This is a genomic window from Nocardioides aquaticus, from assembly GCF_018459925.1.
Classification (GTDB): Bacteria; Actinomycetota; Actinomycetes; order Propionibacteriales; family Nocardioidaceae; genus Nocardioides; species Nocardioides aquaticus.
Map to the genome: position 1 here is coordinate 2,579,890 of NZ_CP075371.1, position 25,185 is coordinate 2,605,074.

Consider the following 25,185-nt stretch of genomic DNA (forward strand, 5'->3'; position numbering starts at 1 on the left):
ACCAGGGTGACGGGGTGAGCGACCCCTCTGCCGATCATGCGCCGGAGTCCGGTCCGGGCGCGGACGCCTTCGCGCCCGGCTGGGCTGACGACGACCGCCCGCGCATCCCCCGCGTCGCCGGGGAGCGCGAGGCGCTCGCGGCCTACCTGGAGCACTTCCGCGCGACGGTCGAGATGAAGAGCCGCGGCGTGACCGCGGAGCAGGCCCGGAGCCGACCGGTGCCCCCGTCCACGCTGTCCCTGCACGGCCTGGTCCGCCACCTCGCGGACGTCGAGCGGTGGTGGTTCCAGCAGAACTTCGAGCGCCGCGACGTCCCGTCCCTGTTCTTCAGCGACGACCACCCTGACCTCGACTTCGACCCGCCGGCGGACGCCGACTTCGCAGCCGACCTGCGGGCCTGGCGCGCCGACTGCGCCGTCTCCCGCGAGAAAGTCGCGGCCCACGACCTCGACGACACCGCGCGCCCCCTCCACTGGCACGAGGACGTCGACCTGCGGTGGCTGGTGCTGCGGATCATCACGGAGTACGCCCGGCACTGCGGGCACGCGGACCTGGTGCGGGAGAGGATCGACGGGCGGGTCGGGGAGTGACGGGCTAGGCGGAGCCGGCGTCCGTCCCCGCCCAGACGGGCGCGACCTCACGACGGTAGCGACGCCCGAAGAGCCCACCGAGCACGGTCAGGACGGGGCCGGGGACGTGCTCCCGGAGCGCGGCCGAGTCGGTCGACGAGGGGGTGTCCTGCATCCACGCGAAGAAGGTCCCCGCCGTGGCCGGGCCCGAGCGGCGACTGAACCTCCTCCCCATGTCCTTCACCGCGGGATGGCTCTGGTGCTGGACCAGGGGCGCCTCGGTCTCCTGCTCCTCGTGGTCGAGGTGGGTGACCGTCGTGCCCTCGAGCCTCGCCATCGCGACACCGGCAGCGTCGGCGTCCGAGCGGCTGGCCGAGTCCCTCAGCTGCCGCATGACGTCCCCGGCGAGCGCCAGGTCAGCGGCCATCGCGTCGTGCTCGGCGTCGAAGGAGTCGATGGTCGGTCCGGTGACCCCGATCGCGGTCAGTGCCGGCCAGGCGATCTCGTGCTCGCCCTGGTGGTGCTCGGTGAGCTGGGCCTCGAAGTTCTCCCAGGCCCGGTGCAGCGCCGCGGCCCGGTCCCGGTCACCGTCCACGAACGCGGCCAGGGCGCTGCGGAACCGGTGGAGGTCTCGTCGAACGGCCCGATGGATCAGCTTGTTCATGCTCATGCCTGGAGTCGACGGGTCCATCTCAGCACGCTAGGAGCGCGGGGAGACCCGGGGGAAGAGTCGTCGGTCAGGCCCGTCCCGGACGTTGGGCCCCTCGGGCAGGTCGTGGGACACGCGGCGGTCCGTGTGGCGGCACGCCGGGCCTGGGCACAACGGCCCCTGGTCCGCTCGGCTCGGGAACGCGTACATTGCTCGTCGCGAGCCGCCCGGCCCGCCGGCCGGAGAGCGCCGAGCTCCACCCGCTCCGTGCCGCCAGGTCCCTGGGTGGAGATGGGATGCCCGAGTAATACGGCCCCGCAGTCCGCTGCGGAGCCTTGGGGTGAGCTCAGCACGCTGAGCGGGCACCGTCAGCCCGAACCCGACAGGTCACATTCCGCAGGCGTGGACGAAGGGTCCACCCATGTCTGTCGTCACACGCACGCTCGCCGTCCTGCTCGGCACCCTGCTGTTCACCGGTCTGCTGGGCGCACTGCCCGCGGAGCACGGTGGGCAGTCCGCCGAGGCAGCCACCGTCAAGACCACCGAGAAGCAGCGGCTCCGCGCCACCAAGGTCGCGCTCGCCCAGCGCGGCGACCCCTACCGGTACGGCGCCACCGGACCGAACGCCTTCGACTGCTCCGGCCTGACGAAGTTCTCCTACGGCCGGACCGGTCGCACGATCCCGCGGACCACCGACCAGCAGAAGGCCGGCCTCCGCGCGATCGCCAAGTCGAACAAGAGGCGGGGCGACATCATCGTGTTCGTCTCGAACGGCGACGCCTACCACGCCGGCATCTACCTCGGGAAGAACCAGATCGTGCACGCCAGCCGCTCCGGCACCCCGGTCAAGATCGACCCGATCTGGACCTCCTCGTACGTCGTCCGCCGCCCGTGAGGGACTGAGCCGGGCCGCCGGCCCGGCTCAGCGGTGCCCCACCACCGCGTGGGGCACGTACCCGTCGGACAGCTCGGCGACCTCGTCGTCGCCGAGCTCGAGGTCGACCGCCGCGAGGGCGTCGGTGAGGTGGTCCATCCTGGTGACGCCGATGATCGGTGAGGTCACCACGGGCTGGGCGAGCAGCCAGGCCATCGCCACCTGCGCCATCGACACGCCCCGCCGCTCGGCGACCGCACCGACCCGCTGCACCACCGCGGCGTCCTCGTCCCGGTAGAGGGTCGCGCCGAACTCGTCGGTCTCGGTCCGTGCGGTGGTGCTGTCCCACGGACGGGCCAGCCGGCCGCGCGCCAGCGGGCTCCACGGCAGCACTCCGAGGCCCTGGTCGGCGCAGAGCGGCAGCATCTCCCGCTCCTCCTCGCGGTAGAGCAGGTTGTAGTGGTCCTGCATGGACACGAACGGCGTCCAGCCGTTGACCACCGCGACGTGCTGGGCCTTGGCCATCTGCCAGGCCCACATCGACGAGGCGCCGAGGTAACGGGCCTTGCCGGCCTTCACCACGTCGTGCAGCGCCTCCATCGTCTCCTCGATCGGCGTCACGGGGTCCCACCGGTGGATCTGGTAGAGGTCGACGTGGTCGACGCCGAGACGGGTCAGGGAGTGGTCGATCTCGGTCATGATCGCCTGGCGCGACAGCCCGGCGCCGTTCGGCCCGGGCCGCATCCGTCCGTGCACCTTGGTCGCCAGCAGGTAGTCGTCGCGGTCGGCGACGTCACGCAGGATCCGGCCGGTGAACTGCTCGCTGCTCCCGCCGGAGTAGACGTTGGCGGTGTCGAAGAACGTCAGGCCCGCCTCGAGCGCCGCCACCACGATCTCGCGGGCGGCGGCCTCGTCGAGCACCCACGGGTGCCCGCCGCGGGCCGGGTCCCCCCAGCTCATGCAGCCCACCGTCAGGCGGGGCACCTCCAGGCCGGTCCGTCCGAGTCGCGTGTAGTCCATGCCTCCATCCTGCGTCACCCCTCCGGACAGACCTAGGGTCGCGGCATGAGCACCCCCGGGACCACCAGCAACCAGTACGCCCTCGACGACCGGGTCGTCCTGGTCACCGGTGGGGGCAGCGGCATCGGTCGCGCCGTCGCGCACGCGTTCCTCGCCAACGGCGCGCGGGTGGCCGTCGCGGGCCGCCGGCGCGAGCCGCTCGAGGAGACCCTGGCGCCGTACGACGCCGACCGCGGGCTGGTCGTGGTCTCCGACGTGTCCGAGGACGAGCAGGCGGCGGCCATGGTGCAGGCCGTGCTGGAGCGGTGGGGCCGGCTCGACGTCGTGGTCAACAACGCCGCGGCGTACGCCAACGGGCCGTTCGACGAGATCGAGCTGGCGACGTGGGAGACGGTGCGCTCGGCCAACATCGACGGCTTCGTCCACGTCGCACGCCACGCCCTGCCCGAGCTGGAGAAGGTCGGCGGCAACCTGGTCGTCGTCGGGTCGGTCTCCGGGATGCGCGGGGACTGGGGCCAGGCGGTCTACAACGCCACCAAGGCCGCGATCATGAACTTCGTGCAGTCGCTCGCCCTCGACTACGGCCCGCGCGGCGTGCGCCTCAACGCCGTCGCCCCCGCGCTGACCATCACCGGGCTGACCCAGGCCGTCGCCGACGACCCCGAGGCGCTCGCCAAGGCCGAGGACCGGATCGCGCTCGGGCGGCCGGGCCGGCCCGAGGACGTCGCGCCGGCGGTGCTCTGGCTGGCCAGCGACGACGCGGCGTACGTGACCGGGGCGTGGCTGCCCGTCGACGGCGGGACGACCGCCTCGACCGGGCAGGCGCACTGAGGCCCCCGGTGGACCCGGTGGATCCCACACGGCTGCTGGCCGAGCAGGACCTGGTGGATGAGGACCTGCGCGACTGGCGGATGCTGATCGACCGTCTCCACGCCAGCTTCGACACCGGTGACTTGGGCGGCACGGTGCGGCTGGTCGCCGGGCCTCGATCTGGTTCCAGCCCACCGACGCCCACGAGACGCCCCGGCAGCGCTGGCACCTCGACCTGCGGGTGCCGCCGGAGGTCGCCCCGGAGCGGATCGCTGCCGCGGTCGCGGCGGGTGGGGAGCTGGTCGACGACTCGGCCGCCTCGGCGTTCTGGGTGCTGGCCGACGCGCAGGGGAACCGGGCGTGCGTGACCACGTGGGAGGGGCGGTAGCGCGTCCGGGGCGGGTCTCACGACGCTCGCTTCGCTCGCTCCTCGACCACCGCGCCTACAGGACGGCGTCGGCCACCCGGCGTACCTCGTCGGCGCTGCGCAGGCTGAGCAGCAGCGTGGTCACGCCGGTCTCCTCCCACTCGGCGACCTTCTCCCGGACCTCGGCGGGCTCGCCGATGATGTGGAGGTCGTCGACCAGGGAGTCCGGGATGAGCGCGGCCGCCTCGTCCTTCCTCCCGTCCAGGTACAGCTCCTGGACCTCGTCGGCCAGCGCCTCGTGGCCCATCCGCACGAACACCTGCTTGTGGAAGTTCTGCTCCTTGGCGCCCATCCCGCCCATGTAGAGCGCGACGGTCGGCTTCATCGCCTGCACGACCCGGTCCTTCTCGGCGGCGTCGGCGACGACCTGCAGGTGGCAGGAGGCGGCGATCTCGAAGTCGGCGCGGCTGCGGCGGGCGCCCGGGCGGGCGAAGCCCTCGTCCAGCCAGTCGCGGTAGAGGTGCGCGCTGCCGGGCGTGTAGAAGAGCGGGATCCAGCCGTCGGCGATCTCCGCGGTCTGGGCGACGTTCTTCGGCCCCTCCGCGCCGAGCCAGATCGGCACGTCGGCGCGCAACGGGTGCACGATCGGCTTGAGCGCCTTGCCCATCCCGGTCGCGTCGTCACCGACGTACGGCAGCGGGTGGTGCGGGCCGTCGTTGGTCACCGGGCCCCGCCGGGCGAGCACCTGACGGACGATGTCGACGACCTCGCGGGTGCGGGCCAGGGGCTTGGCGAACGGTGCGCCGTACCAGCCCTCGACTACCTGCGGGCCGCTCACGCCGAGCCCGAGCACGACCCGGCCGCCGCTGAGGTGGTCGAGGGTCAGGACGTGCATCGCGATCGAGGCGGGCGTCCGGCCCGACATCTGCACGATCGAGGTACCGAGCCGCAGCCGGCTGGTCTCGCGGCCCCACCACGCCAGCGGCGTGAAGGCGTCCGAGCCCCACGCCTCGGCGGCGAAGAGGGCGTCGAACCCCGACTCCTCGGCGGCGGCGACGAGCTCCGCGACCCCGGTGGGGGGCTGCGCGCCCCAGTACCCCAGCTGCAGACCGAGCTTCATGGCCGCCACCCTGCCAGAGACGCGGCCCCCGTAGGCTGAGCGACGTGATCGAGCTCCGGACCCCCACCCAGATCGAGCAGATGCGACCCGCCGGACGGTTCGTGGCCTCGGTGATCACCGCGCTGGAGGAGAAGGCCGACGTCGGGGTCAACCTCCTCGAGCTGGACGCCCTCGCCCACCAGATGATCCGCGACGCGGGCGCGGAGTCCTGCTACATCGACTACCACCCCTCCTTCGGCGCCTCCCCGTTCGGCAAGGTGCTGTGCACCTCGGTCAACGACGCGGTCCTCCACGGCCTCCCCCACGACTATGCGCTCGCCGACGGCGACCTGCTCTCGGTCGACTTCGCGGTCAGCCTCGGCGGCTGGGTCGCCGACTCCGCCCTGTCCGTCGTCGTAGGGACCCCCCGGCAGGAGGACCTGGACCTCATCGAGACCACCGACCAGGCGCTCGCCGCCGGCATCGCGCAGGCCGTGCCGGGCAACCGCCTCGGCGACATCTCCGCCGCGATCGGCGAGGTCGCTCGCGCGGCCGGCCTCGGCGTCAACCTCCAGTTCGGCGGCCACGGCGTCGGCAAGACGATGCACGGCGAGCCGCACGTGCCCAACGACGGCCGCGCCGGGCGCGGGCTCAAGCTGCGCGAGGGCCTGGTCATCGCGATCGAGCCGTGGTTCCTGCACACCACCGACGAGATCGAGTTCGACCCGGACGGCTGGACCATCCGCTCGGTCGACGGCTCCCGCGGCGCCCACATGGAGCACACCATCGCGATCACCGGCGACGGGCCGCTGGTCCTCACCGCCCGCGACTGAACGTCACCCGGTGGTGCGGTAGCGCCCCCGGTAGAACAGCAGCGGGTCGCCCGGGGCCTCGCCGGCCAGCGTGAGCACCCGGCCGATGACGACGTCGTGGTCGCCGGCCTCGTGGACGTCCTCGATGGTGCAGTCGACATGACCGAGCGTGCCGGCGAGCACCGGCGAGCCGGTGCGCGACGAGGGCCGCCACTCGACCTCGGCGAACTTGTCGACGCCCTTGCTGGCCATCGTGTTCGACACCCACGCCTGGTCGCTGGCCAGCAGGTTCACGCAGAACGACCCGGTCTCACGGATCAGCGGCCACGCCCGTGAGGTCCGCGACGGCACGAACAGCACCAGCGGCGGGTCGAGCGAGACGCTGGAGAACGACTGGCAGGTCAGCCCGACCGGCACGCCGCCGTGGACCGCGGTCACCACCGTGACGCCGGAGGCGAAGCGGCCGAGGACGTCGCGGAACGCGCGTGAGCCCTCGGCGTGGCCGACCGGCTGACCGGCGGTCGGGTCGTCGGAGACCAGGTCGCGCCCGGCGTCACCGAGCCACGCCTCAAACAGCTCGGGGCACGGCTGCCCGCGGTCGACCTCGTACGACGGCCGCGGCCCGCCGTCGGCGGGGTCCGGCTCCGGGAGGGCGGCTGAGCTCATGGGACCCACCGTAGTCCCGCACGGCCCCGTCCCCGGCGGCCGGTCACCCCAACCAGGGGGCCGCGCGGCGGCTGTGCGCGGCCTTCTTCGCCGGGTCCATGCCCTCGTAGGACCGCGCGATCATCGAGCTGCGCGGGTTGCGGGTGAAGACGTCGAGGTGGTCGCGCACGAACGTCCAGTACAGCGCGTCCCAGTCCTCGCGCCACTCCCCCGGCCCGAAGTCGGTCATCTTCTTCAGGTAGTTGCTGCCGGAGACGTACGGCTTGGTGGTGATCATCTCGCCGGTGGCGAACTGGGACATGGCGTAGACGTTGGGCACCATCACCCAGTCGTAGGCGTCGACGAACATCTCCATGAACCACTCGTAGACCGCGTCGGGGTCGGTGCGCAGCAGGCACATGGCGTTGCCGAGGACCATCAGCCGCTCGATGTGGTGGGCGTACCCCCGCTCGAGCACCCGCTCCAGCACCGCGTCGACCGGGTCCAGCCCGGTCTCGGCGGTCCACCACCCGTCGGCCAGGGGGCGGCCGTGGCCGAGGTGGTTGCGGCTGCGCATCTGGCGTCCGTGACGGACGTACGTGGCCCGCATGTACTCGCGCCAGCCGATGACCTGGCGGACGAACCCCTCGACCGACGGCAGGTCGACGTCGTGCTCGTCGGCGGCGGCCAGGGCGCGCTCCAGCACCAGCGCCGGTGACAGCAGCCCGATGTTGAGACCAGGGGTCAGCAGGCCGTGGAAGACGAAGGGGTGCTGGGTCGAGACGGCGTCCTCGTACGGCCCGAACTGGGTGAACCGCTCCTCGAGGAACTGCTCGAGCACCTGCTCGGCCTCGCGGTGCGTGGTCGGCCACGCGAAGGTCACCGGGTCCCCGGGGGCGTCGGGGAAGTGCTCGGCCACCCACGCCACCGCGTCCTCGACCGCGGCGTCCCGCTCGCCGCCGAAGAGCGCGACGTCGGGGACGGGGTGGTTCTTCGGCAGCTTCTTGCGGTTGTCCTCGTCGAAGGACCACTTGCCGCCGACCGGCTCGTCGGACTCGACCAGGACGTCGAGGCGGCGCCGCTGCCAGGCGTAGAAGTGCTGCATCCGCGGCTTCTTGCCGGCCGTGCCGAAGTAGGTGGTGAGGTCGTCGCGGGTGGCCAGGAAGTTGGGGGTGTCCAGCCAGGTGTGACCCGCCTCGGCGTCCCCTCCGAGGGTCAGCCCGGCCTCGTCGAGGGTGGCCTCGACGTCTTGGGAGAGCCAGTCGTCGACCACGTCGTAGGCGCTGACCTCGGTGGCGCCGAGGTCGGCGAGCACGCGGCCGGTGGCGGCGCGGCTGGTCGTGCGCCCGTCGCTGCCGACCAGCTCGACGGCGTGCCCGGCCTCGTGCAGCCGTGCCGCGAAGCGGGCCGTCGAGGCGCGGTGCAGGACCAGCTTGTGGCTGTGGAAGCCGTACTGCCGGAACAGCAGGTCGTGCTCGACCAGGACGAACGTGGTGCCGTCCGGTGCGTCGAGGTGCTCGGTGAAGAGCTGGTGGGGGTAGACCAGCCGGACCGGTACGGACGTCGCCATGCGCGCGAGGCTAGCCACGCCATACTCACCCCCATGACCAGCACCGCGACGCCGCCGGCCCTGGAGGGCTGGACCCTCGGCGACCACACCGACGACGAGGGCACGACCCACCCGACGTACCGCCGCGGCAGCGGGCCCGGCGTCGTGGTGATCCACGAGATCCCCGGCATCACCCCGCAGGTCGCGGCCTTCGCGCAGGAGGTCGTCGACGCGGGGTTCACCGTCGTGATGCCGCACCTGTTCGGCACGCCGGGGCGCGGGATGAGCCCGGCGCACGTGGCGCAGGCCTTCCGCCAGGTCTGCGTGAGCCGGGAGTTCACCAAGCTCGCCACCGGCGAGACGACCCCGGTCGCGGGGTGGCTGCGGAGCCTGGCCCGCACGTTGCACGCCGAGCTCGGCGGACCCGGCGTCGGCGCGCTGGGGATGTGCTTCACCGGCGGCTTCGCGCTGGCGATGATGGTCGACGACAGCGTGGCCGCGCCGGTGCTGTGCCAGCCGTCGGCACCGTTCCCGGTCGGCAAGGCCCGGGCCGCCGACCTCAACCTGTCGCCGGACGACCTGGCGACGGTCAAGCGGCGAGCCGCCGGCGGCTGCTCGGTGCTGGGGCTGCAGTTCGCCAAGGACCCCGCCACGGGCACCCGCTTCGACACCCTCGACCGCGAGCTGGGCGAGGCGTTCCTGCGCGTCGACCTGCCCGGCGTCGGGCACTCGACGGTGACCATGCAGCGCCAGCAGGTCGCCGTCGACCGGGTGCTGGGGTTCTTCGGCGAGAAGCTCAGGGACTGACGGTCTCCTGGGGCGCCTCGAGCACCTCGACCTCGTCGCCGACCGCGATCCGGCCGGACTCCAGCACCCGCAGCACCGACCCGCCCCGGCGGCGCAACGCCTCCTGGGCGCCGCGGCCGATCGTGTCGTCGAGCAGCTTGCAGGGCGCTGCCACCCGGACCACCTCGAGCAGCGCCTCCCCCACCCGCAGCCGGGTGCCGGGCGCGGTCGGGACCGTCCCGGTGTCCACGGTGACGTTGCGCCGGGTCAGCCCCGCCGGCACTGGCGCGCCGAACCGCTCCTCGGCCTCGGCCAGCGCCTCGGCGCTCTGCACGGTCACGTGCCGGTGCCGGCTCCCGTGGTAGCGGTCGCCGACGATGCCGGCGCCGGCCTCGGCGTGCACCTCGGGCACCTCCCGCATCGGGAGCCGACGGCCCTTGGCGACGTGCAGGGACTGGACGCGCGAGCTCACGTGCGGAGCGTACGTAGCCGGAAGGAACGAAGTCGGCGGCGGGTCCGGCCGTCGATCCGGTCGTGCAGGTCAGCCCGGTGCCGCCCAGGAGGTTACGGACTTCGTTCCTTCCCGCTCCGCGTGACCCGGCCGTTCTGTGGCGTGCCAGACCTGGACCCCGAGGGCTGGTTGGATCGACAGGTGTGGCTGAGTGAGGTGGGACCCGACGACGTCGCCGACCTCACCGCGTTCCTCGGCGAGGTCGACCTGACCCTGAGCGGCCTGGACGCTCCGACCGTCCGGCTGTGGGTCGGGCGCGACGCGGAGGGGCGGGTCGTCGCCAGCACCGGCTACGAGGTCAGCGAGGACGGGCGGCACGCGCTGCTGCGCAGCGTCGCCGTCAGCCCCGCGGCGCGGTCGGCGGGGCTCGGCAGCGAGCTGGCCCGGTTCGCACTGGCCCGCGCGGCCGGGGACGGCGCGCGTACGGCCTGGCTCTTCAGCCGCCGGTCGGGGCCGTTCTGGCAGGGCCTGGGGTTCGCGCCGGCGGACCGGGACGAGCTGGCGGCCGTCCTGGCCGCGACGCACCAGGTCCGGCTGTTCGCCGCGACGGGGCAGCTGGCGCGCGAGGTGGCGTGGTCGCGCCCGCTGCCTGTGTGACGGGCGTACACGGACAGGCACAAGTCGGCTCGGGCGTCCCCGCGGGTCGCGGAACCGCAGGTCAGCGAGGCGTAGGCTCACCCCGACGGACTTGTGCCTGTCGGTGTACGCCCACCCCTGGTCCTCGGGGACCCTGTCGAGGCTGGCCTCTCGGACTCCACGATCGCCCGCCGCAGAGGGCCGGGCCCCATGAGAGGAACCTCAGTGAAGATCGTCCTCGCCGCAGCTCTCGCGGCCGTCGTCCTGTTCGGTGGCGGCATCGTCGCCGGAACGACTGTCGGCTCCTCGAGCACGTGGGAGACGTTCCACGGCACCGTGGGCAGGGTGAACGCCCAGGGCACAGCCATCATCCTGGACGACGTCACCGGGTTGGACGCGGACTCCCTCGACGCCGGCTCGCTCGCCGCCGCCCTGGTCGATCCGGCTGGCAAGGCGACCGTCAGCGAGCAGGTCGAGGCCCTCTACGACACCGAGCACGACATCGTCTACCTACCTGCCTGAGTGGCAGGGGATCCCGTCTGGGGACCCGTGACGTCGTGGCAGCACTCCCCCGCGGTGCCAGCTCACCCGACGAACCGTGGCTTGCCGAGCGCGCGAACGGTGCCGGCAACACCCGGGCGTCGTCGGTGCCGCCAGCAGAAGCGGACAGCGTCGACAGGACGATGGCGGACCCAGTCAGGGTCCGACATCACGCGGGCGGTCAGCTCGACATCGAAGTCGCTGATCCCCCGGAGCCCGTGGGCCCGGATCAATCTCCGGTACTGCTGTTCCACCTCGACCACGGGTCGACCTCGGGAGGTCTCCTGCATCCGGACCCAGTCGTCACATGGATCGGTGACCACGTCGCCTCCTCTCGTGCAGACCCCCGGCGCTTCCGGGAGGGCTACCTCATAGACGCACCGAGAGCCGACCTGGTTGCTTGGCGGGGTGGGTCGTCGACGTCCCGATCACTCGACACCGGGGTGACGGGACGGAACGGGGCCTCGCACCCGCACCACGAGGGCCGGCCGCCCGCCTCCCGTCCTTCAGCCAGGCCCGACCGGACGGGTACCGATCCGGGGCCACGGCAGTGCTAGAACATGACCCGTGGCTCTGACGTCCTGCGGCGACCGCTCGGCCGCGGCCTGGCTCCGAGAACCGACTACCCCGTGGGGAACGTTGGTGACGTTCGGTCCCCAGGTGTTCCCGACCTATGCGCGGGTGCGTTTCCTGCCCGACCCGACCGCGCCAGGGCAGTCGGAGAGCGACGTGGACGTCGATGCCCCTGATGACCTCGACGTGGTCCGCGACGTCGTCACAGTTCTGGCCGCGCATACGCGCACTCCTGATGACGTCTACTTCTGCCTGTGGGACGGGTGGGGCACTCCACCAGGACTGGAAGGACGACCGAAGGTGGCGGTACCGAACCGCCTGTTCTTCATGTTCCGGGGCGCACTCGCCGACATCGGCGACTGGGGCACACCCCGGATGGAACACGCCGTGGTCGGACACACGCCTCCGCCGGCGTTCATCTGGCCTGCCGACCACGCCTGGTGCTTCGCGTTCGACGTCGACCCGCACTACGCGGGCATCGGCGGTGCCGCCGCTGCCGTCGCGGATCTGATCGGACATCCGACCCTCGACGCTGTCGAGGCTGACCCCGAGAAGGCGCAGCCGCTCTACCGGTAGCACCGCGGCTGTGGTGAGGGTCTGACAGCATCTCTTCCACCACGGCGAGCGAACACGACACGGATGACCCGTCCTTCGGTCACGCGACGTCTGAGGCGATCAGCGACGGCGACCGCTTGGCTGGACCACTGGTTGGACCGGTCACGAGCGGCACGCATCCGGCTCACAGCGTGGCCGGACGGCACGTGCAGCGGCCACCCACAGCTCACCCGCCCCCCGCCGCCTAGGCTCCCCCGCGTGCCGGAGATGCCCGAGGACCTGCTCGCCCACGCCCGCGCCGCGACCGGGTTCATGCCCGAGGACGAGGGCCTGCTGCTGCACAGCACCGCGCTGGCCCGCCTGCCGCACGGGCCGGTGCTGGAGATCGGGACGTACGGCGGCAAGTCGGCGATCTACCTCGGCGCCGCCGCCCGCGAGGTGGGTGGGGACGCGTGCGTCTTCACCGTCGACCACCACCGCGGGTCGGAGGAGAACCAGGCCGGCTGGGAGCACCACGACACCTCGCTGGTCGACCCCCGCACCGGGCTGATGGACACCCTCCCGCTCTTCCGTCGCACACTGCACGACGCCGGCCTCGAGGACCGCGTCGTCGCCGTCGTCGGTCGCAGCACGACGGTGTCGCGCTGGTGGGCGACGCCGCTGGCGATGGTCTTCGTCGACGGCGGGCACGCCGCCGAGCACGCCCACGCCGACTACGCCGGGTGGGCACGGTGGCTGCAGACCGGCGGGCTGCTCGTCGTGCACGACGTGTTCCCGGACCCGGCGGACGGCGGGCGGCCGCCGTACGAGGTCTACCTGCGTGCCCTGGACAGCGGCGACTTCACCGAGGTCGACGCCCTGGGATCGGTGCGGGTGCTGCGGCGTGACCGCGGCGACGCCGGCGACCCGGTGCGCTGAGCCTGTCGGTCTCGAGACGCTTGCTCCGCTCGCTCCTCGACCACCGGGCGTGCCCGCGAGCGTCGTCTCGGCTGTCCGCGAGCGTCATCTCGGCTGTCCGCGAGCGTCATCTCGGCTGTCCGGGAGCGTCATCTCGGCGGGCGAGGAGGTAGACGCGCTCGCGCTGCTCCCCTCGGGCGGTCACCGGGCCGCGGTGGTACCACTCGACGTCGACCAGACCGGCGTCGGCGAGCAGGGCCGCGACCGAGGCGGGGTCGTGGCGGACGAAGTCCAGGTCGACGTCGGCGTCGAACCACGTCCCGGCGTGCTCCAGTCCGGAGCCGGCGTGCAGTGCGACCACCAGCAGGCCGCCGGGTCGCAGCGGGCGGACCAGGGCGGCGAACGCCTCGGGCAGCTCGGCCGGCACCGAGTGCACCAGCGAGTACCACGCCAGGACGGCCGCCCAGCCGTCGTGGTCGCGGGGCCGGACCAGCCGCCGGAGGTCGCCGACCTGGAACTCGGCGTCCGGGAACCGCGCCCGGGCCTGATCGACCATGCCCGGTGACAGGTCGAGGCCGTGAGCCTGGGCGCCGGCCGCGGCGAGGTACGCCGTCACGTGGCCGGGACCGCAGCCGACCTCGACCACGGGACCGCCGTCCGCCACGGCGTGCGCGGCGACCCGGTCCAGCAGCCACCGCTCGAGGACCAGCCCGTCGAGCTCGTCGGTCAGGGCGTCGGCGTAAGCGGCGGCCACCGCGTCGTACGACGTCCGCACCCGCGCGTCACGCGCCTCCGGCCCGCCCTCCGGCAGCGCCACCTCCGCGACCGCCCCCGCACCGGCACCACCCGCACCAGCACCGACACCACCACCGGCACCGTCGTCGACCGGGCCCAGCAGGTGCACCCAGCGACGCTCCCGCTGGCCGGGGCGTCGCTCCAGCTCGCGGACCACGGGTTCGTCGCGGGAGGCCAGCCGGGCCAGCACCTCCTCGACGTCACGCCGGTCGGCGAAGGCGTGCAGCCGCTCGGACCGGGTCCGCAGCTCCCCGGGTGCCTGCGCACCGCGCAGCAGCAGCAACGTCACGACAGCGGCCTCGTCGTCACCGAGGTCGAGCGCCTCCGTCAGGCGCTGGTGGTAGCGCAGGGTGCGACGGCCCTTCTCCGACCAGACGATCCGCACCAGCTCGTGGTCCTTGAGCCGCCGGGCGACCTGCTCCACCGTCGCGTCGTCGTAGTCGACGACGGGCTCGCGGCTGCTGGTCTGGTTGCAGGCGCTCCGCAGCGCCTGCCCCGACAGCGGGTAGGACGCCGGGACGGTGCGCTGCTTCTCCAGCAGCGCGCCGAGGACGCGCTGCTCCTGGTCGTCGAGCCGGGGCAGGGTCACGCCGCCGACACTAGGCCGTCCCGGGTGCCCGGCGCTCGTGCCCCGCGGGAACGTCGTGGCAGCCGCACTCGAGCAGCAGCTCGGCGAAGTCGGGGGCCAGCGAGGTCCCGCGCATGATGCCCGACCCCGGCGTCGAGTGCCCGTAGGTCTCCCCCAGCGCGTCCACCGCCAGGATCACCGCGGCGCCGGTCCACGCGGTGAGCTCGCGCGGCCAGTAGACGTCGTCGCCGTAGACCCAGCCGGTGAAGTAGGCGCCCGACTCGTGCCGCAGGTGCTGCATGTCGACCAGCAGCGCCCGGGCCCGCTCGTGGTCGCCCTCGGCGTCGAGGGCCATCACCAGCTCGCAGGTCTCGGCCCCGGTCACCCAGGGGTTCGTGTCGACGCAGTGGATGCCGAGCCCGGGCACCACGAAGTCGTCCCAGCGCTCGTCCAGCAGCGCACGGGCGGCCGCGCCGCGCACGGCGCCGCCGAGGACCGGGTAGTACCAGTCCATCGAGAAGGTGCTCTTGTCCAGGAAGAGGTCCCGGTGCTCGCGCACGGCGTGGCCGAGCCGGCCGCCGGCCAGCTCCCAGTCGGGCTGCGGGTCGCCCAGCAGCTCGGCGATCGCGACGCCCGCGCGCAGCGACTGGTAGATGCTGGAGGAGCCGGCGAGCAGGGCGTCGGTGACGTCCTCGTCACCGGTCACCGGGACGCCGTCGACCCAGAACTGGCACCACGCGATGCCGCCGAACGGAAGCTGCCGCGAGACCACCCAGTCCAGCGCGGACCGCACGACCGGCCACATCGCCTCGACGAAGCGGCGGTCCCGGCGGACGAGCCAGTGGTGCCAGACGCCGACCGCGACGTAGGCGGCCATGTTCGCCTCGCCGCGGTCGTCCTCGACGACACCGGCGACCACCTTCCAGGGGAAGGAGCCGTCGGCGCGCTGCTGCGGCGGGACCCAGGCGTACGCCCGCTCGGCCGCCGCGACCTCGCCCCCGACCAGGAGGCCCATCGCCGACTCGACGTGGTTCCAGGTGTCGGTGTGGGCCCCGACGCTCCACGGGATCGCGCCGTCGGGCTCCTGCACCGAGGCCACTGCGGCCGCCGTGGCCGCGACCTGCTCGGGCCCCAGGACGCCGGCGACGAACGGCAGGTCGTGCCGCGCCGTCACGCGGCCGCCGGATCCGCCGCGTCCGGCTTGGTGAGGTAGAGCACCAGGCTCTTGCCGATCAGCGGGTCGAGCACCGCGCCGGCCCAGCGCAGCACCCGGGGCTGCTTCATGATCTCCCAGACCAGCAGCTTGTGGTAGGTCGCCGGGACGGGGTGGTCGTCCTGACGGACCCCGACGGCGCACTTCAACCACCAGTACGGCGTGTGCAGCCCGTGGGCGTACCCGGTGCCGGCGTGCTGCATCCCGGCGTTCTCGAGCTTGCCGACCAGCTCGGCGTCGGAGTAGATCCGGATGTGGCCGCCGGGGTTGTCGTGGTACTCCTTCGACAGCTTCCAGCAGACCATCTCCGGCAGCCACCGCGGCACGGACACCGCCATCGTGCCGCCCGGGCGCAGGACCCGGACCAGCTCGGCGATGGCACCGAGGTCGTCGGGCACGTGCTCGAGCACCTCGGCGGCCACCACGCGGTCGAACTCGCCGTCGGCGAAGGGCAGCGCGAGCGCGTCGCCCTCCTTGGTGTCGGCCTCGGCGCCCGCGGGCACCTCGCCCTCGGCGCGCATCGCGGCGAAGAGGTCACCGACGCCGGCGAGCTCGTCGGCGTCCTGGTCGAAGGCCACGACGTCGGCCCCGCGGCGGTACATCTCGAAGGCGTGCCGGCCGGCGCCGCACCCCATGTCGAGCACGCGGTCGCGCGGGCGCAGCCCGAGCCGGTCGAAGTCAACGGTGAGCACGGGTGGTCCTCCTGGAGCGGGAACGGGGCAGGGAGCGGCGGCGTACGGCGGTGGGCTGCGGGCCGGCGGCGACGGCCCCGGCCAGGACCTCGGCGAGGGAGGCGGCGGCGGCGCGCCAGCTGAAGTGCTCCTCGACCCGGCGGCGCCCGGCGCGACCCATCGCCGCGCGGCGGTCCGGGTCGTCGAGGAGCGCGGCGAGAGCGGCGCGCAGGGCCTCCACGTCACCGGGGGGACGAGGTCGGCGCACTCGCCGTCGGTGCCGACCACCTCGGGGATCGCACCGGCGCGCGAGACCACCAGCGGGGTGGCGCAGGCCATCAGCTCGACCGTGGGCAGCGAGAAGCCCTCGTGCAGGGACGGGACGCAGGCGACCTCGGCGGAGCCCATCAGCGCGACCAGGTCGGGCTCGGACAGGTCGTGCACGAAGCGGACGGACTCGCCCAGGCCGAGCCGCTCGACGAGCTCGGAGGTACGCCCCCCGGGCCGCGTGACCAGCACGAGCTCGACGTCGCGCTCGGTGCGCAGCTTGGCGAAGGCCTCCAGCAGGACCGGGACGCCCTTGAGCGGGGCGTCGGCGCTGGCCATCGCCAGCACCCGCCCCGGCACCCGCGGCGCGGTCGGCGGCACGAACGCGTCGTCCACGCCCAGCCAGGACACCCGGACCCGTGCGGGGTCGACCCCGAACTCGGCGACCACGTCGTCCCGTGACGCCCCGGAGGGCACCACCACGGTGGTCGCGGCCCGCGCCACGCGGGCCTGCATCCCGAGGAACCCGTACCAGCGGCGCAGCGAGAGCCGACGGCGCAGGGTCGGCGCCGCCGCCAGCTCGATCCGACGGTCGAGGGTGATCGGGTGGTGGATCGTGGTGACCAGCGGGAGCCCGTCGGCCTCGACCTCGAGCATGCCGTAGCCGAGCACCTGGTTGTCGTGGGCGACGTCGAAGTCGCCGGCGCGCTCGCGCAGCAGGCGGGCGACGCGGGTGGAGAAGGTCTTGGGCTCGGGGAACCCGCCGGTGAGCATGGTGGCGACCTCCTCGACGTCGACGAGGTCGCGCATCTCGCGCGGGTGCGGCACCCGGAACGGGTCGGGCTCGCGGTACAGGTCCAGGCTCGGCACCTCGGTGAGCAGCACGCCCTCGTCGAGCTCGGGGTAGGGCTGGCCCGAGAAGACCTCGACCTGGTGGCCCAGCCGGACCAGCTCGCGGCTGAGGTGTCGCACGTAGACGCCCTGACCCCCGCAGTGGGGCTTGCTGCGGTACGACAGCATCGCGATCCGCACGGGGGGCAGCCTAACCGGCCGGTAACCGGGACCTGCGTCCAGCCCGGCCGGGCTCGGCGCGCGGCCCGGTCGGCGTCAGGTGCCCGGCGTGTACCGGTAGCCGGAGCCGTCCACGGTGCGGATCCAGTCGCGTCCGGGGGCGGCGCGCCTCAGCTTGCGTCGCAGCGACGCGACGTGCACGTCGACCAGGAAGTCGGACTCCATGAAGTCGCCCTGCCACACCTCGCGCACGAGCTCGGTGCGCCACCACGTCCGCAGCGGAGGCTGCAGCAGGGCGGCGAGCAGGTCCACCTCCGAGGGCGTCAGCGGGAGCGGCTCGCCCTCGAGCAGCGCCACGTGGCGTACCGGGTGCAGCAGCAGGCCGCCCCCGGCGTCCAGGACCCCGGCGACCGGGGCGGGGCCCGGGCCCGGGCCCGGGGGGAGCCGGACGGGGTACGGGACCGGCGCCGGGGCCGGCGCTCCCGCCGCGGCGCGGGTCACGGCCTCCGGCGCGGTGACCGAGCGGGCGACGCCCTGGCGCGGACGCCGCAGCAGGGCCGAGGCCCGCGCGACCAGCTCGCGTGGCGAGCAGGGCTTGACCAGGTAGTCGTCGGCCCCGACCTCGAGGCCGAGCAGCCGGTCCAGCTCGGCGTCCCGGCTGGTCACCATGATCACGTACGCGTCACTGACGTCGCGGATCCGACGACAGGTCTCGATCCCGTCGATGCCCGGCATCGACACGTCGAGCGTGACCAGGTCGGGGTCGCCCAGGTGCACCATCTCGACCGCCTCCTCGCCGCTGGCCGCTGTCTCGACCGCGAGACCGGCGCGGGTGAGGGTCGTGCTCATCAGCTCGCGCTGGTCGGCCTGGTCGTCGACCACGAGCGCGCGGCGCGGGGCCGGCGACGCCGTGCGCCCGGCGCGGTCGTCGTCGCTGACGGGGCGCGACGGGGAGGTCATGGCATCCCGATCCAAGCACAACGCGGCGCCCGGGGGCCGCTCCTCGGAAGACCGGACGAGTTCGCCCGTTCCGGTTGCCGCGACCCACCTCGTCGGTGAGACTGACGTGGACCGGTCGGGGGGCCCGGTCATCCCGCCCCCCGTGCTCCCCGGACAGGACTCCCCCCATGCCTGGTGCCCCCCAGTCCCTCCCCCACGACGCCCACCAGCAGCCCACGCCGCCCGGCCAGCAGGCCACGGTCCACCCGCTGGTGACGCCCTCGGCCCGCGCGCTGCGCGCGGTCGAGGACCAGCGTCAGCGCGCCCTCGACAGCCTCGCGCTCGAGGACTCGGGCCAGCAGGAGCGGTTCGACCGGATCACCCGGCTGGCCTGCCGGTCGCTGTCGATGCCGATGGCCTACATCACCGTGCTGGACCGCGACCGGGCCTGGTGGCCCAGCGCCGCCGGCTTCCCCCGGGCACCCCCTCCTCCGCACCGCGCGACGAGACCCTGTGCGACACCACCCAGGGCCTGGGCGACACCCTGGTCGTCGAGGACGCCCGGCAGGACCCCCGCTTCGCGGACCTGCCCATGGTCGAGGCCGGCATGCTGGTCTCCTACGCGGGCGTGCCGCTGCGCGACTCCATGGGCCACGTCCTGGGCAGCCTCTGCATCTCGGACACCAAGCCGCGCCGCCTCGACGCCGACGACCTCGACACCCTCACCGACCTCGCCCGGTGGGCCGAGCAGGAGCTGACCGCCTCGAGCGAGATGCGCCAGGCGCGCCAGGTGCAGACCTCGATGCTGCCGGTGCTGCCGGTCTCCACCGAGGAGTGGGAGGTGGCCGGGATGTGCCTGCCCGCCCTCGCCGTCGGCGGCGACTTCTACGACTACACCGTCACCGACGACGTGCTGCACGTGATGCTCGGCGACGTGATGGGCAAGGGCACCGGCGCCGCCCTGGTCGGCGCCGGTATCCGCGCGGCGCTGCGCGGCACCACCCCCGCCGTCGTCGCCGGCGTCGACCTCGGGGTGACCACCACCCAGGTGGCCCGCTCGGTGAACACCGACCTCGAGCGCGCGGAGTCCTTCGTGACCCTGGTCCAGGCCGCGGTCGACCTCGACGACGGCACGGCCCGCTACGTCGACGGCGGCGCCGGGCTCGGACTGGTCGTGCACCACGACGGCACCTGCACCCGCCTGTCGAGCCTCGACCGGCCGATCGGGGTGCTGCCCGACGACCACTGGACCGAGCACGAGCTCGACCTCCACCCCGGCGACCGCCTGGTCCTGTTCAGCGACGGCCTGCTCGACCTGCTCGAGGACCCGATGACCTGGTGGGAGCCGGTCGAGGCGATGGTGCGCGAGGCCGAGGACGTCAGCGACCTGCTCGGTTCGGTGGGCCTGCTGGCCAGGCGTCGCACGCCGCTGGACGACGTCACCGCGGTCGGCGTCTTCCGCACCCCCCGGTTCCACGGGCCCCGCCCCGTCCGCCTCGATGGTGGGGCATGAGCCGCCGGCTGCTGCTGATCCGCACCATCGTCCTGGTCACCGCCCTCCTGGGGGTCAACTACGTCACCTGGCGGTGGCTGTTCTCGGTCAACTGGTCTTACTGGTGGATCGCGGTCCCGCTGGTGCTGGCCGAGACCTACAGCCTCGTCGACTCGCTGCTCTTCGGGTTCGGGATGTCCCGCCTGCGCGAGCGCGGTCAGCCCCCGAGGCGCCGGAGGACCTCACCGTCGACGTCTTCATCACCACCTACAACGAGCCGCTGGAGCTCGTCGAGCGCACCGCGGTGGCCGCGCGCGCCATCACCTACCCGCACCGGACCTGGATCCTGGACGACGGCAGCCGCGAGGAGATGCGCGACCTCGCGCAGCGTCTCGACATCGGGTGGATCACCCGCAGCGCGGACTGGGCCGGGCACGCCCGGCACGCCAAGGCCGGCAACCTCAACAACGCGCTGCTCGCCACCGAGGGCGAGTTCCTGCTCATCCTCGACGCCGACCAGGTCCCCTCCCCCGACATCCTGGACCGCACCCTCGGCTACTTCGACGACGAGAAGATGGCGTTGGTGCAGACGCCGCAGTGGTTCGAGAACGTCCCGGACCACGACCCGCTCGGCAGCCAGGCCCCGCTGTTCTACGGTCCGATCCAGCAGAGCAAGGACGGGTGGAACTCCGCGTTCTTCTGCGGCTCGAACGCCGTCATCCGCCGCGAGGCGCTGATGCTGCTCGGCGTCAGCCGCTACGTCGGCGAGGTCGAGGTCGGCGTGCACCGCGCCCTGCGCACCGCGCGCACCGTCGTCCGCAGCGCCCTGCGCGGCCTCGACGAGGACGACGCCGTGGTCCGAGACGCGCTCGAGGCCATCGAGTACGAGGTGGGCAAGGCCCGCCGCCGCCTCGGGCGGGGCGAGGCCCTGTTCGACGTCACCTACCGCTTCCAGGAGCGGGTGGCGGTGATCCGGCGCCGCCTGGTCTCCGCCGACCTGGTGGCGCTCCAGGCCGACCTCGCCGTGATCGCCGAGCTCGAGGGCATCGCCGCCGACCCCGACCTCGACCTGGCGACGGTCGACGAGGACGCCCTGCGCCGGATGTCGCAGCGCGACTTCTCCCCGCTCGGCGCCGTCGACACCGTCGAGGCCCTGGTCCGCGCGGTCGACGTCGACCGCGGCGACGAGGCGCAGGCGATCATGCCGATGGCCACGATCTCGGTCACCGAGGACATGGCGACCTGCATGCGGCTGCACGGCCTCGGCTGGCACACGGCGTACCACGACGAGGTGCTCGCCGTCGGGCTCGCCCCCGAGGACCTGCAGACCATGCTCACGCAGCGGCTGCGGTGGGCGCAGGGGACGATCCAGGTGATGCTGCGGGAGAACCCGCTGACCCAGCGCGGCCTCAACCTGGCCCAGCGGCTCATGTACTTCGGCACGATGTGGAGCTACCTCGCCGGGTTCGCGGCCCTGGTCTACATCGGCGCGCCGGTGCTCTACCTGGCCTTCGGGGTGCTGCCGGTGCAGGCCTTCAGCGCCGACTTCTTCTGGCGGCTGATCCCGTTCCTGGTCTTCAACCAGCTGCTGTTCACGGTGGTCGCCAACGGGCGGCCCACCTGGCGCGGCCAGCAGTACTCGTTGGCGCTCTTCCCGGTGTGGATCCGCTCGGTGACCTCCGCGGTCGGCAACGTGTGGTTGGGCCGGTCCCTGGACTTCGCGGTCACCCCGAAGACCAAGCAGGCCCAGGAGTCCCTTCCGTGGCACCTGGTGAAGCCCCAGCTCTGGGCGATGGCGATCCTGCTGGGCGGCGCGGTGGTCGGCGTCGTCCGGCTCGCCGTGGGCCAGGCCGAACCGCTGGCCACCGGCATCAACCTGTTCTGGGTCGCCTTCGACCTCCTCATCTTCTCCGTGATCATCAGCGCCGTGCGCTACCGCGGGTTCGACCCGGCCGTCCACGGCCTGCCGACCCCGCCGCGCGGCAGCTGCGACGCACCCGACCGGGCCGAGCAGGTCGCCCGGATCGTCCACCAGCACACCGACCAGACCCAGGGAGCCTCATGATCGAGTTCGGAGTCGACACCACCAGCGAGGGGATCGGGGTGGTCACACCGCGGGGACGGCTCAACATGGTCTCGGCGCGCCGCCTCAAGGACCTGCTCGCCGAGCTCGTCGACGGCGGCACCACACGGATCGTGGTGGACATGGGAGAGACCACCTTCCTGGACTCCTCCGGTCTCGGCGCGCTGATCGCCGGGCTCAAGTCGGCCCGGCAGGCCGGCGGCGACCTCCGCGTCGCCCGGCCCACGCCTGCGGTGCACAGCGTGTTCGAGATGACCAACCTGGACCGCGTCCTGCGCGCCCGCGACACCGTCGAGGGGGCGTTCGATGCCTGACCCGGCCCTGGACCCGGTCGGGTCCGAGGAGGGTTCGTCGACCCGGTTCGAGGTCGAGATGGCTGCGCACGAGGGTGCCATCGACCACGCGCAGGACCTCGTCGAGAAGCTGTTCGGCGAGCACCCCGACGTGTCGGGGCGCGACCGCTTCCGGTTCGAGACCGCGGTCGTGGAGGTGCTGGCCAACGTCGTCGAGCACGCCTTCTCCGGTGACGAGGCCTCCGGCCAGCGACGCCTGCGGCTGACGCTCGCGGCGACCCCGACCGAGCTGACCGCCCTGCTCGCCGACAACGGCGAGCCCGCGGGCGTGGACCTGAGCGCGGTGATCATGCCGGGCGAGGACGCGGAGTCCGGACGCGGTCTCGCGCTCGCCCTCGCCGCCGTGGACGACCTGCAGTACCGCCACGTCGAGGGCAGGAACTACTGGGACCTGCGGTGCCACCGCGACACCTGACCACCGCCGGGACCGACCGGACCGGACCTGCGCTCCTGCTGGTCGTCCTGCTGCTCGCCGTGCTCGGCCCGCTGCTGGCCGCGGCACCGGCGGGAGCGGTCGACACCGAGGGCGACCCGTCCCCGACCGCGCCGCCCGCGGCGCCGCTCGGGGCGCCCTGGTTCGGTCCCGGCCTGGACTGGACCGACGACCGCGCCGACGAGTACGCCGACCGCCTCGGCGAGGTGCCCTCCCTGTACGGGCAGCGCGTCCACTACCCGCTGGAGGGAGACGACCGCACCTTCCTGCGCCAGTTCGTCCAGCAGGCCGCCACCCAGGGCGCGGTCGCCGTCGTCGACCTGGAGCCGCAGGTCGCGCTCGACGACCTGACGGCGGCGGACGCCCAGGACCTGGCCGACGAGCTCGCCGGGCTGCACCGCGAGCTCGACACCTACTTCCTGGTCCGCTTCGCCCCGGAGATGAACGGCTCGTGGGTCACCTGGGGCCAGCAGCCGCTGAAGTACGCCGACGCGTTCCGGACCGTGGCCGACGCCGTCCACGCGACCACCGACCAGGTCGCGATGGTCTGGTCGCCGGCGTACGGCTCGGGCTACCCGTTCGGTGACGCCTTCGGCGCCGTCGGCAAGAGCGGTCCCTCGGACACCGCCGCGCTGGACACCGACGGCGACGGGGCGCTGACCGACGCCGACGACCCGTACGGCCCCTACTACCCCGGGGACGAGGCCGTCGACTGGGTGGGCCTGTCGTTGTACTACTTCGGTCAGCGCGGCGCGTTCGGCGACAACGACCTCCCCCGCGACGGCGAGTACGCGGAACGCCTCGACGAGGAGTGGGGCTACGCCACGACGCAGGACCGTGACGTGCGGGAGCCGTTCTACGAGCGCTTCGCACGCGAGGACCAGCCGATGCTGGTCGAGACCGGGGCGCTGTTCAACCCCGACGGCGCGAAGCAGGACGAGACCGCGCTCAAGCAGGCGTGGTGGTCGCAGGTGCTGGCCGAGGCCGAGGACCACCCGCTGGTGGCCGGGATCACCTGGCTCGAGCGGGTCCGGGCCGAGGCCGAGGTCGGCGGGGCCACCGTCGACTGGCGGGCCGCCGAGATCGGCGACCTGGCCGAGGCGCTCGGCGAGGACCTGGCGGCCTCGGACGTCACCCTGGGCCCGATCACCCGGGTGCTCGACCTGGAGACCGGTGCCGAGGCGACCGCCCAGGGACGCCAGCCGGCCGACGTCGGCGCCGAGATGGGCTGGATCGTCTTCTGCGTCGTGCTCGGTGCGCTGCTGTTCCTGCTGGCCGGGGTGGTCGGGCGGCTCGTGCCGTCCTGGCGCTACCCGGACGAGCACGACCCCCGTGACCGCCGCCTGGACCTGTTCCGGGGCTTCATCATCCTGGCCGTGGTGGTCACCCACATCGAGGTGGCCGGGCCCTACACCTACGTCACCCTCAACGCCGTCGGCGCGATCACCGGCGCCGAGATGTTCGTGCTGCTCTCGGGCGTCGTGCTCGGCATGATCTACGAGCCGACCGTCCGCAAGCTGGGCGAGCGGCGTACCGCGGTCGCGATGTGGAAGCGCGCGCGCAAGCAGTACCTGGTCTCGCTCGCGGTGATCGTCCTCGTCTACGTCATCGGGGTGCTGCCGTTCGTCACCACCGCGGCGATCACCACGTTCACCGACCGCGGCACCGGCGAGGACGGCTCCTCGACCGCGGGTCAGGTCTACGACCTCTACGCGAACTTCCCGCGCCTGTTCGACTACCCGCCGCCGTGGTACGCCGTGAAGCAGCTGCTGCTGCTCGAGATGGGCCCGTGGGTCTTCAACATCATGGGGCTGTTCGTGGTGCTGAGCCTGCTGCTGCCGGCCATGATGTGGCTGGTCCGCCGCGGGCTGTGGTGGCTGCTGCTCGCCGTCTCCTGGGTGGCGTTCGTCTACATGGCGCTGAACGAGGTGCACTGGCTGCCGTCGCAGTTCGAGTTCGTCTTCCCGCTGCTCACCTGGCAGGTCGCGTTCACGCACGGCCTGGTGCTCGGCCACTACCGGGCGCGGGTGCAGAAGGCGCTCACCGGACGCTGGGGCGTGCTGGGCTGCACGGTGTTCGTGGTCGGCTACGCGGTCTCGCTCGGCTGGATCTGGCTCGGGCACCGGTTCGGGGTGCCCACCCCGTTCCCGGACTCCTCCTACGCCTGGCTCTACGCCAACGCCTACACCCGGATCTTCCTGCAGCCCGGCCGGCTGGTCGACCTCGCGTTCATGCTGGTCGTCACGTACGCCGTCCTGACCCGGATGTGGAAGCCGATCGACCGGGTCATCGGCTGGCTGTGGATCCCCCTGGGGCAGGCCAGCCTGTACGTCTTCATCGTCCACGTCTTCTTCGCCCTCGCGGTCGCGAACGTGCCGGGCCTGGACCGGGCCGTGTGGTGGCAGGGGCTGGTCGTGCACACCGTCGTGATCGGCCTGGTCTGGGTGATGGTGACGAGGAAGGTCCTGTTCTCGGTCATCCCGCGCTGAGGACCCGCGCCGACCGGCCCCCCGCGCCACGCCTAGGGT

Annotated in this window: 24 protein-coding genes and 1 pseudogene; 15 read left to right on the forward strand and 10 right to left on the reverse strand. The window is 73.1% G+C overall.

The features are described from left to right. Positions 1-14: 14 nt before the first annotated feature. Positions 15-590, forward strand: a complete 576-nt coding sequence (locus ENKNEFLB_RS12550; protein ID WP_246535513.1) for a DinB family protein — start codon at positions 15-17, stop codon at positions 588-590. 4 nt (positions 591-594) lie between these two features. On the opposite strand, the gene ENKNEFLB_RS12555 is transcribed toward ENKNEFLB_RS12550, so the two are convergent. After that, positions 595-1,239: a hemerythrin domain-containing protein gene (locus ENKNEFLB_RS12555; protein WP_214055736.1), complete on the reverse strand. Its 645-nt coding sequence runs from the start codon at positions 1,237-1,239 to the stop codon at positions 595-597. 400 nt (positions 1,240-1,639) lie between these two features. On the opposite strand from ENKNEFLB_RS12555, the gene ENKNEFLB_RS12560 reads away from it, so the two are divergent. Continuing rightward, positions 1,640-2,113, forward strand: coding sequence for a C40 family peptidase (locus tag ENKNEFLB_RS12560; protein ID WP_214055737.1), 474 nt, complete (start codon positions 1,640-1,642; stop codon positions 2,111-2,113). 27 nt (positions 2,114-2,140) lie between these two features. Here the strand turns inward: ENKNEFLB_RS12560 and ENKNEFLB_RS12565 are convergent, their stop codons facing one another. Then, entirely contained in the window at positions 2,141-3,112 is a 972-nt protein-coding gene (locus tag ENKNEFLB_RS12565; RefSeq protein ID WP_214055738.1) for an aldo/keto reductase, read from the reverse strand. 45 nt (positions 3,113-3,157) lie between these two features. Between ENKNEFLB_RS12565 and budC the strand changes: the two genes are divergently transcribed. Next, positions 3,158-3,943 carry a meso-2,3-butanediol dehydrogenase gene (gene budC / locus ENKNEFLB_RS12570; protein ID WP_214055739.1) on the forward strand — a complete coding sequence of 262 codons (786 nt, stop codon included), beginning with the start codon at positions 3,158-3,160 and terminating at the stop codon, positions 3,941-3,943. A 151-nt stretch (positions 3,944-4,094) separates the two neighbouring features. After that, positions 4,095-4,310 (forward strand): annotated as a pseudogene (locus ENKNEFLB_RS12575) (VOC family protein); the annotation flags it as partial. A gap of 55 nt (positions 4,311-4,365) precedes the next feature. Here the strand turns inward: ENKNEFLB_RS12575 and ENKNEFLB_RS12580 are convergent. After that, positions 4,366-5,409 carry an LLM class F420-dependent oxidoreductase gene (locus ENKNEFLB_RS12580; protein WP_214055740.1) on the reverse strand — a complete coding sequence of 348 codons (1,044 nt, stop codon included), beginning with the start codon at positions 5,407-5,409 and terminating at the stop codon, positions 4,366-4,368. Between the two features lie 44 nt (positions 5,410-5,453). On the opposite strand from ENKNEFLB_RS12580, the gene map reads away from it, so the two are divergent. Continuing rightward, complete coding sequence (map, locus tag ENKNEFLB_RS12585) at positions 5,454-6,221, forward strand: type I methionyl aminopeptidase (protein WP_214055741.1); 768 nt, start codon at positions 5,454-5,456, stop codon at positions 6,219-6,221. Positions 6,222-6,224: 3 nt separating this feature from the next. Here the strand turns inward: map and ENKNEFLB_RS12590 are convergent, their stop codons facing one another. Together ENKNEFLB_RS12590 and ENKNEFLB_RS12595 are read right to left on the reverse strand one after the other, a co-directional pair. Next, positions 6,225-6,866 (reverse strand): flavin reductase family protein, encoded by a 642-nt coding sequence (locus tag ENKNEFLB_RS12590; protein WP_214055742.1) that lies wholly within the window; start codon positions 6,864-6,866, stop codon positions 6,225-6,227. Between the two features lie 43 nt (positions 6,867-6,909). Then, positions 6,910-8,415: a cryptochrome/photolyase family protein gene (locus ENKNEFLB_RS12595; RefSeq protein WP_214055743.1), complete on the reverse strand. Its 1,506-nt coding sequence runs from the start codon at positions 8,413-8,415 to the stop codon at positions 6,910-6,912. 33 nt (positions 8,416-8,448) lie between these two features. Between ENKNEFLB_RS12595 and ENKNEFLB_RS12600 the strand changes: the two genes are divergently transcribed. Next, entirely contained in the window at positions 8,449-9,201 is a 753-nt protein-coding gene (locus ENKNEFLB_RS12600) for a dienelactone hydrolase family protein (protein WP_214055744.1), read from the forward strand. Here the strand turns inward: ENKNEFLB_RS12600 and ENKNEFLB_RS12605 are convergent. Continuing rightward, entirely contained in the window at positions 9,191-9,652 is a 462-nt protein-coding gene (locus ENKNEFLB_RS12605; RefSeq protein WP_214055745.1) for an MOSC domain-containing protein, read from the reverse strand. The two genes, ENKNEFLB_RS12600 and ENKNEFLB_RS12605, sit on opposite strands and share 11 nt — an antisense overlap. A gap of 180 nt (positions 9,653-9,832) precedes the next feature. Between ENKNEFLB_RS12605 and ENKNEFLB_RS12610 the strand changes: the two genes are divergently transcribed. From ENKNEFLB_RS12610 to ENKNEFLB_RS12625, 4 genes are all read left to right on the forward strand, one after another. Beyond that, the gene (locus tag ENKNEFLB_RS12610; protein ID WP_214055746.1) at positions 9,833-10,288 is read left to right on the forward strand and encodes a GNAT family N-acetyltransferase; all 456 of its coding nucleotides are present in this window, start codon (positions 9,833-9,835) and stop codon (positions 10,286-10,288) included. A 204-nt stretch (positions 10,289-10,492) separates the two neighbouring features. Beyond that, entirely contained in the window at positions 10,493-10,789 is a 297-nt protein-coding gene (locus tag ENKNEFLB_RS12615) for a hypothetical protein (RefSeq protein ID WP_214055747.1), read from the forward strand. Positions 10,790-11,467: 678 nt separating this feature from the next. Continuing rightward, positions 11,468-11,956 carry a hypothetical protein gene (locus ENKNEFLB_RS12620; protein WP_214055748.1) on the forward strand — a complete coding sequence of 163 codons (489 nt, stop codon included), beginning with the start codon at positions 11,468-11,470 and terminating at the stop codon, positions 11,954-11,956. Positions 11,957-12,202: 246 nt separating this feature from the next. After that, complete coding sequence (locus ENKNEFLB_RS12625) at positions 12,203-12,853, forward strand: class I SAM-dependent methyltransferase (RefSeq protein WP_214059459.1); 651 nt, start codon at positions 12,203-12,205, stop codon at positions 12,851-12,853. A gap of 106 nt (positions 12,854-12,959) precedes the next feature. On the opposite strand, the gene ENKNEFLB_RS12630 is transcribed toward ENKNEFLB_RS12625, so the two are convergent. The 4 genes from ENKNEFLB_RS12630 to ENKNEFLB_RS12650 form a co-directional block, all read right to left on the reverse strand. Beyond that, complete coding sequence (locus ENKNEFLB_RS12630; protein WP_214055749.1) at positions 12,960-14,216, reverse strand: DUF480 domain-containing protein; 1,257 nt, start codon at positions 14,214-14,216, stop codon at positions 12,960-12,962. Positions 14,217-14,226: 10 nt separating this feature from the next. Then, positions 14,227-15,369, reverse strand: coding sequence for a glucosidase family protein (locus ENKNEFLB_RS12635; protein ID WP_214055750.1), 1,143 nt, complete (start codon positions 15,367-15,369; stop codon positions 14,227-14,229). Further along, positions 15,366-17,378 (reverse strand): glycosyltransferase, encoded by a 2,013-nt coding sequence (locus ENKNEFLB_RS23195; RefSeq protein WP_420830502.1) that lies wholly within the window; start codon positions 17,376-17,378, stop codon positions 15,366-15,368. Before ENKNEFLB_RS23195 ends, ENKNEFLB_RS12635 begins: the two co-directional genes overlap by 4 nt. A gap of 75 nt (positions 17,379-17,453) precedes the next feature. Further along, positions 17,454-18,317 carry a response regulator transcription factor gene (locus ENKNEFLB_RS12650; protein ID WP_214055752.1) on the reverse strand — a complete coding sequence of 288 codons (864 nt, stop codon included), beginning with the start codon at positions 18,315-18,317 and terminating at the stop codon, positions 17,454-17,456. On the opposite strand from ENKNEFLB_RS12650, the gene ENKNEFLB_RS12655 reads away from it, so the two are divergent. The 5 genes from ENKNEFLB_RS12655 to opgC all read left to right on the forward strand — a co-directional run bounded on the left by ENKNEFLB_RS12655 (position 18,316) and on the right by opgC (position 25,146). Beyond that, positions 18,316-19,809 carry a PP2C family protein-serine/threonine phosphatase gene (locus ENKNEFLB_RS12655; RefSeq protein ID WP_275955892.1) on the forward strand — a complete coding sequence of 498 codons (1,494 nt, stop codon included), beginning with the start codon at positions 18,316-18,318 and terminating at the stop codon, positions 19,807-19,809. The two genes, ENKNEFLB_RS12650 and ENKNEFLB_RS12655, sit on opposite strands and share 2 nt — an antisense overlap. Before the next feature lie 283 nt (positions 19,810-20,092). Then, complete coding sequence (locus ENKNEFLB_RS12660) at positions 20,093-21,853, forward strand: glycosyltransferase family 2 protein (RefSeq protein ID WP_246535515.1); 1,761 nt, start codon at positions 20,093-20,095, stop codon at positions 21,851-21,853. Continuing rightward, positions 21,850-22,185 (forward strand): STAS domain-containing protein, encoded by a 336-nt coding sequence (locus ENKNEFLB_RS12665; protein WP_214055755.1) that lies wholly within the window; start codon positions 21,850-21,852, stop codon positions 22,183-22,185. Before ENKNEFLB_RS12660 ends, ENKNEFLB_RS12665 begins: the two co-directional genes overlap by 4 nt. Beyond that, positions 22,178-22,639 carry an ATP-binding protein gene (locus ENKNEFLB_RS12670; RefSeq protein ID WP_214055756.1) on the forward strand — a complete coding sequence of 154 codons (462 nt, stop codon included), beginning with the start codon at positions 22,178-22,180 and terminating at the stop codon, positions 22,637-22,639. Before ENKNEFLB_RS12665 ends, ENKNEFLB_RS12670 begins: the two co-directional genes overlap by 8 nt. Next, positions 22,621-25,146: an OpgC domain-containing protein gene (gene opgC, locus ENKNEFLB_RS12675; RefSeq protein WP_214055757.1), complete on the forward strand. Its 2,526-nt coding sequence runs from the start codon at positions 22,621-22,623 to the stop codon at positions 25,144-25,146. The genes ENKNEFLB_RS12670 and opgC overlap by 19 nt, the downstream gene beginning before the upstream one ends. Positions 25,147-25,185: the final 39 nt, after the last annotated feature.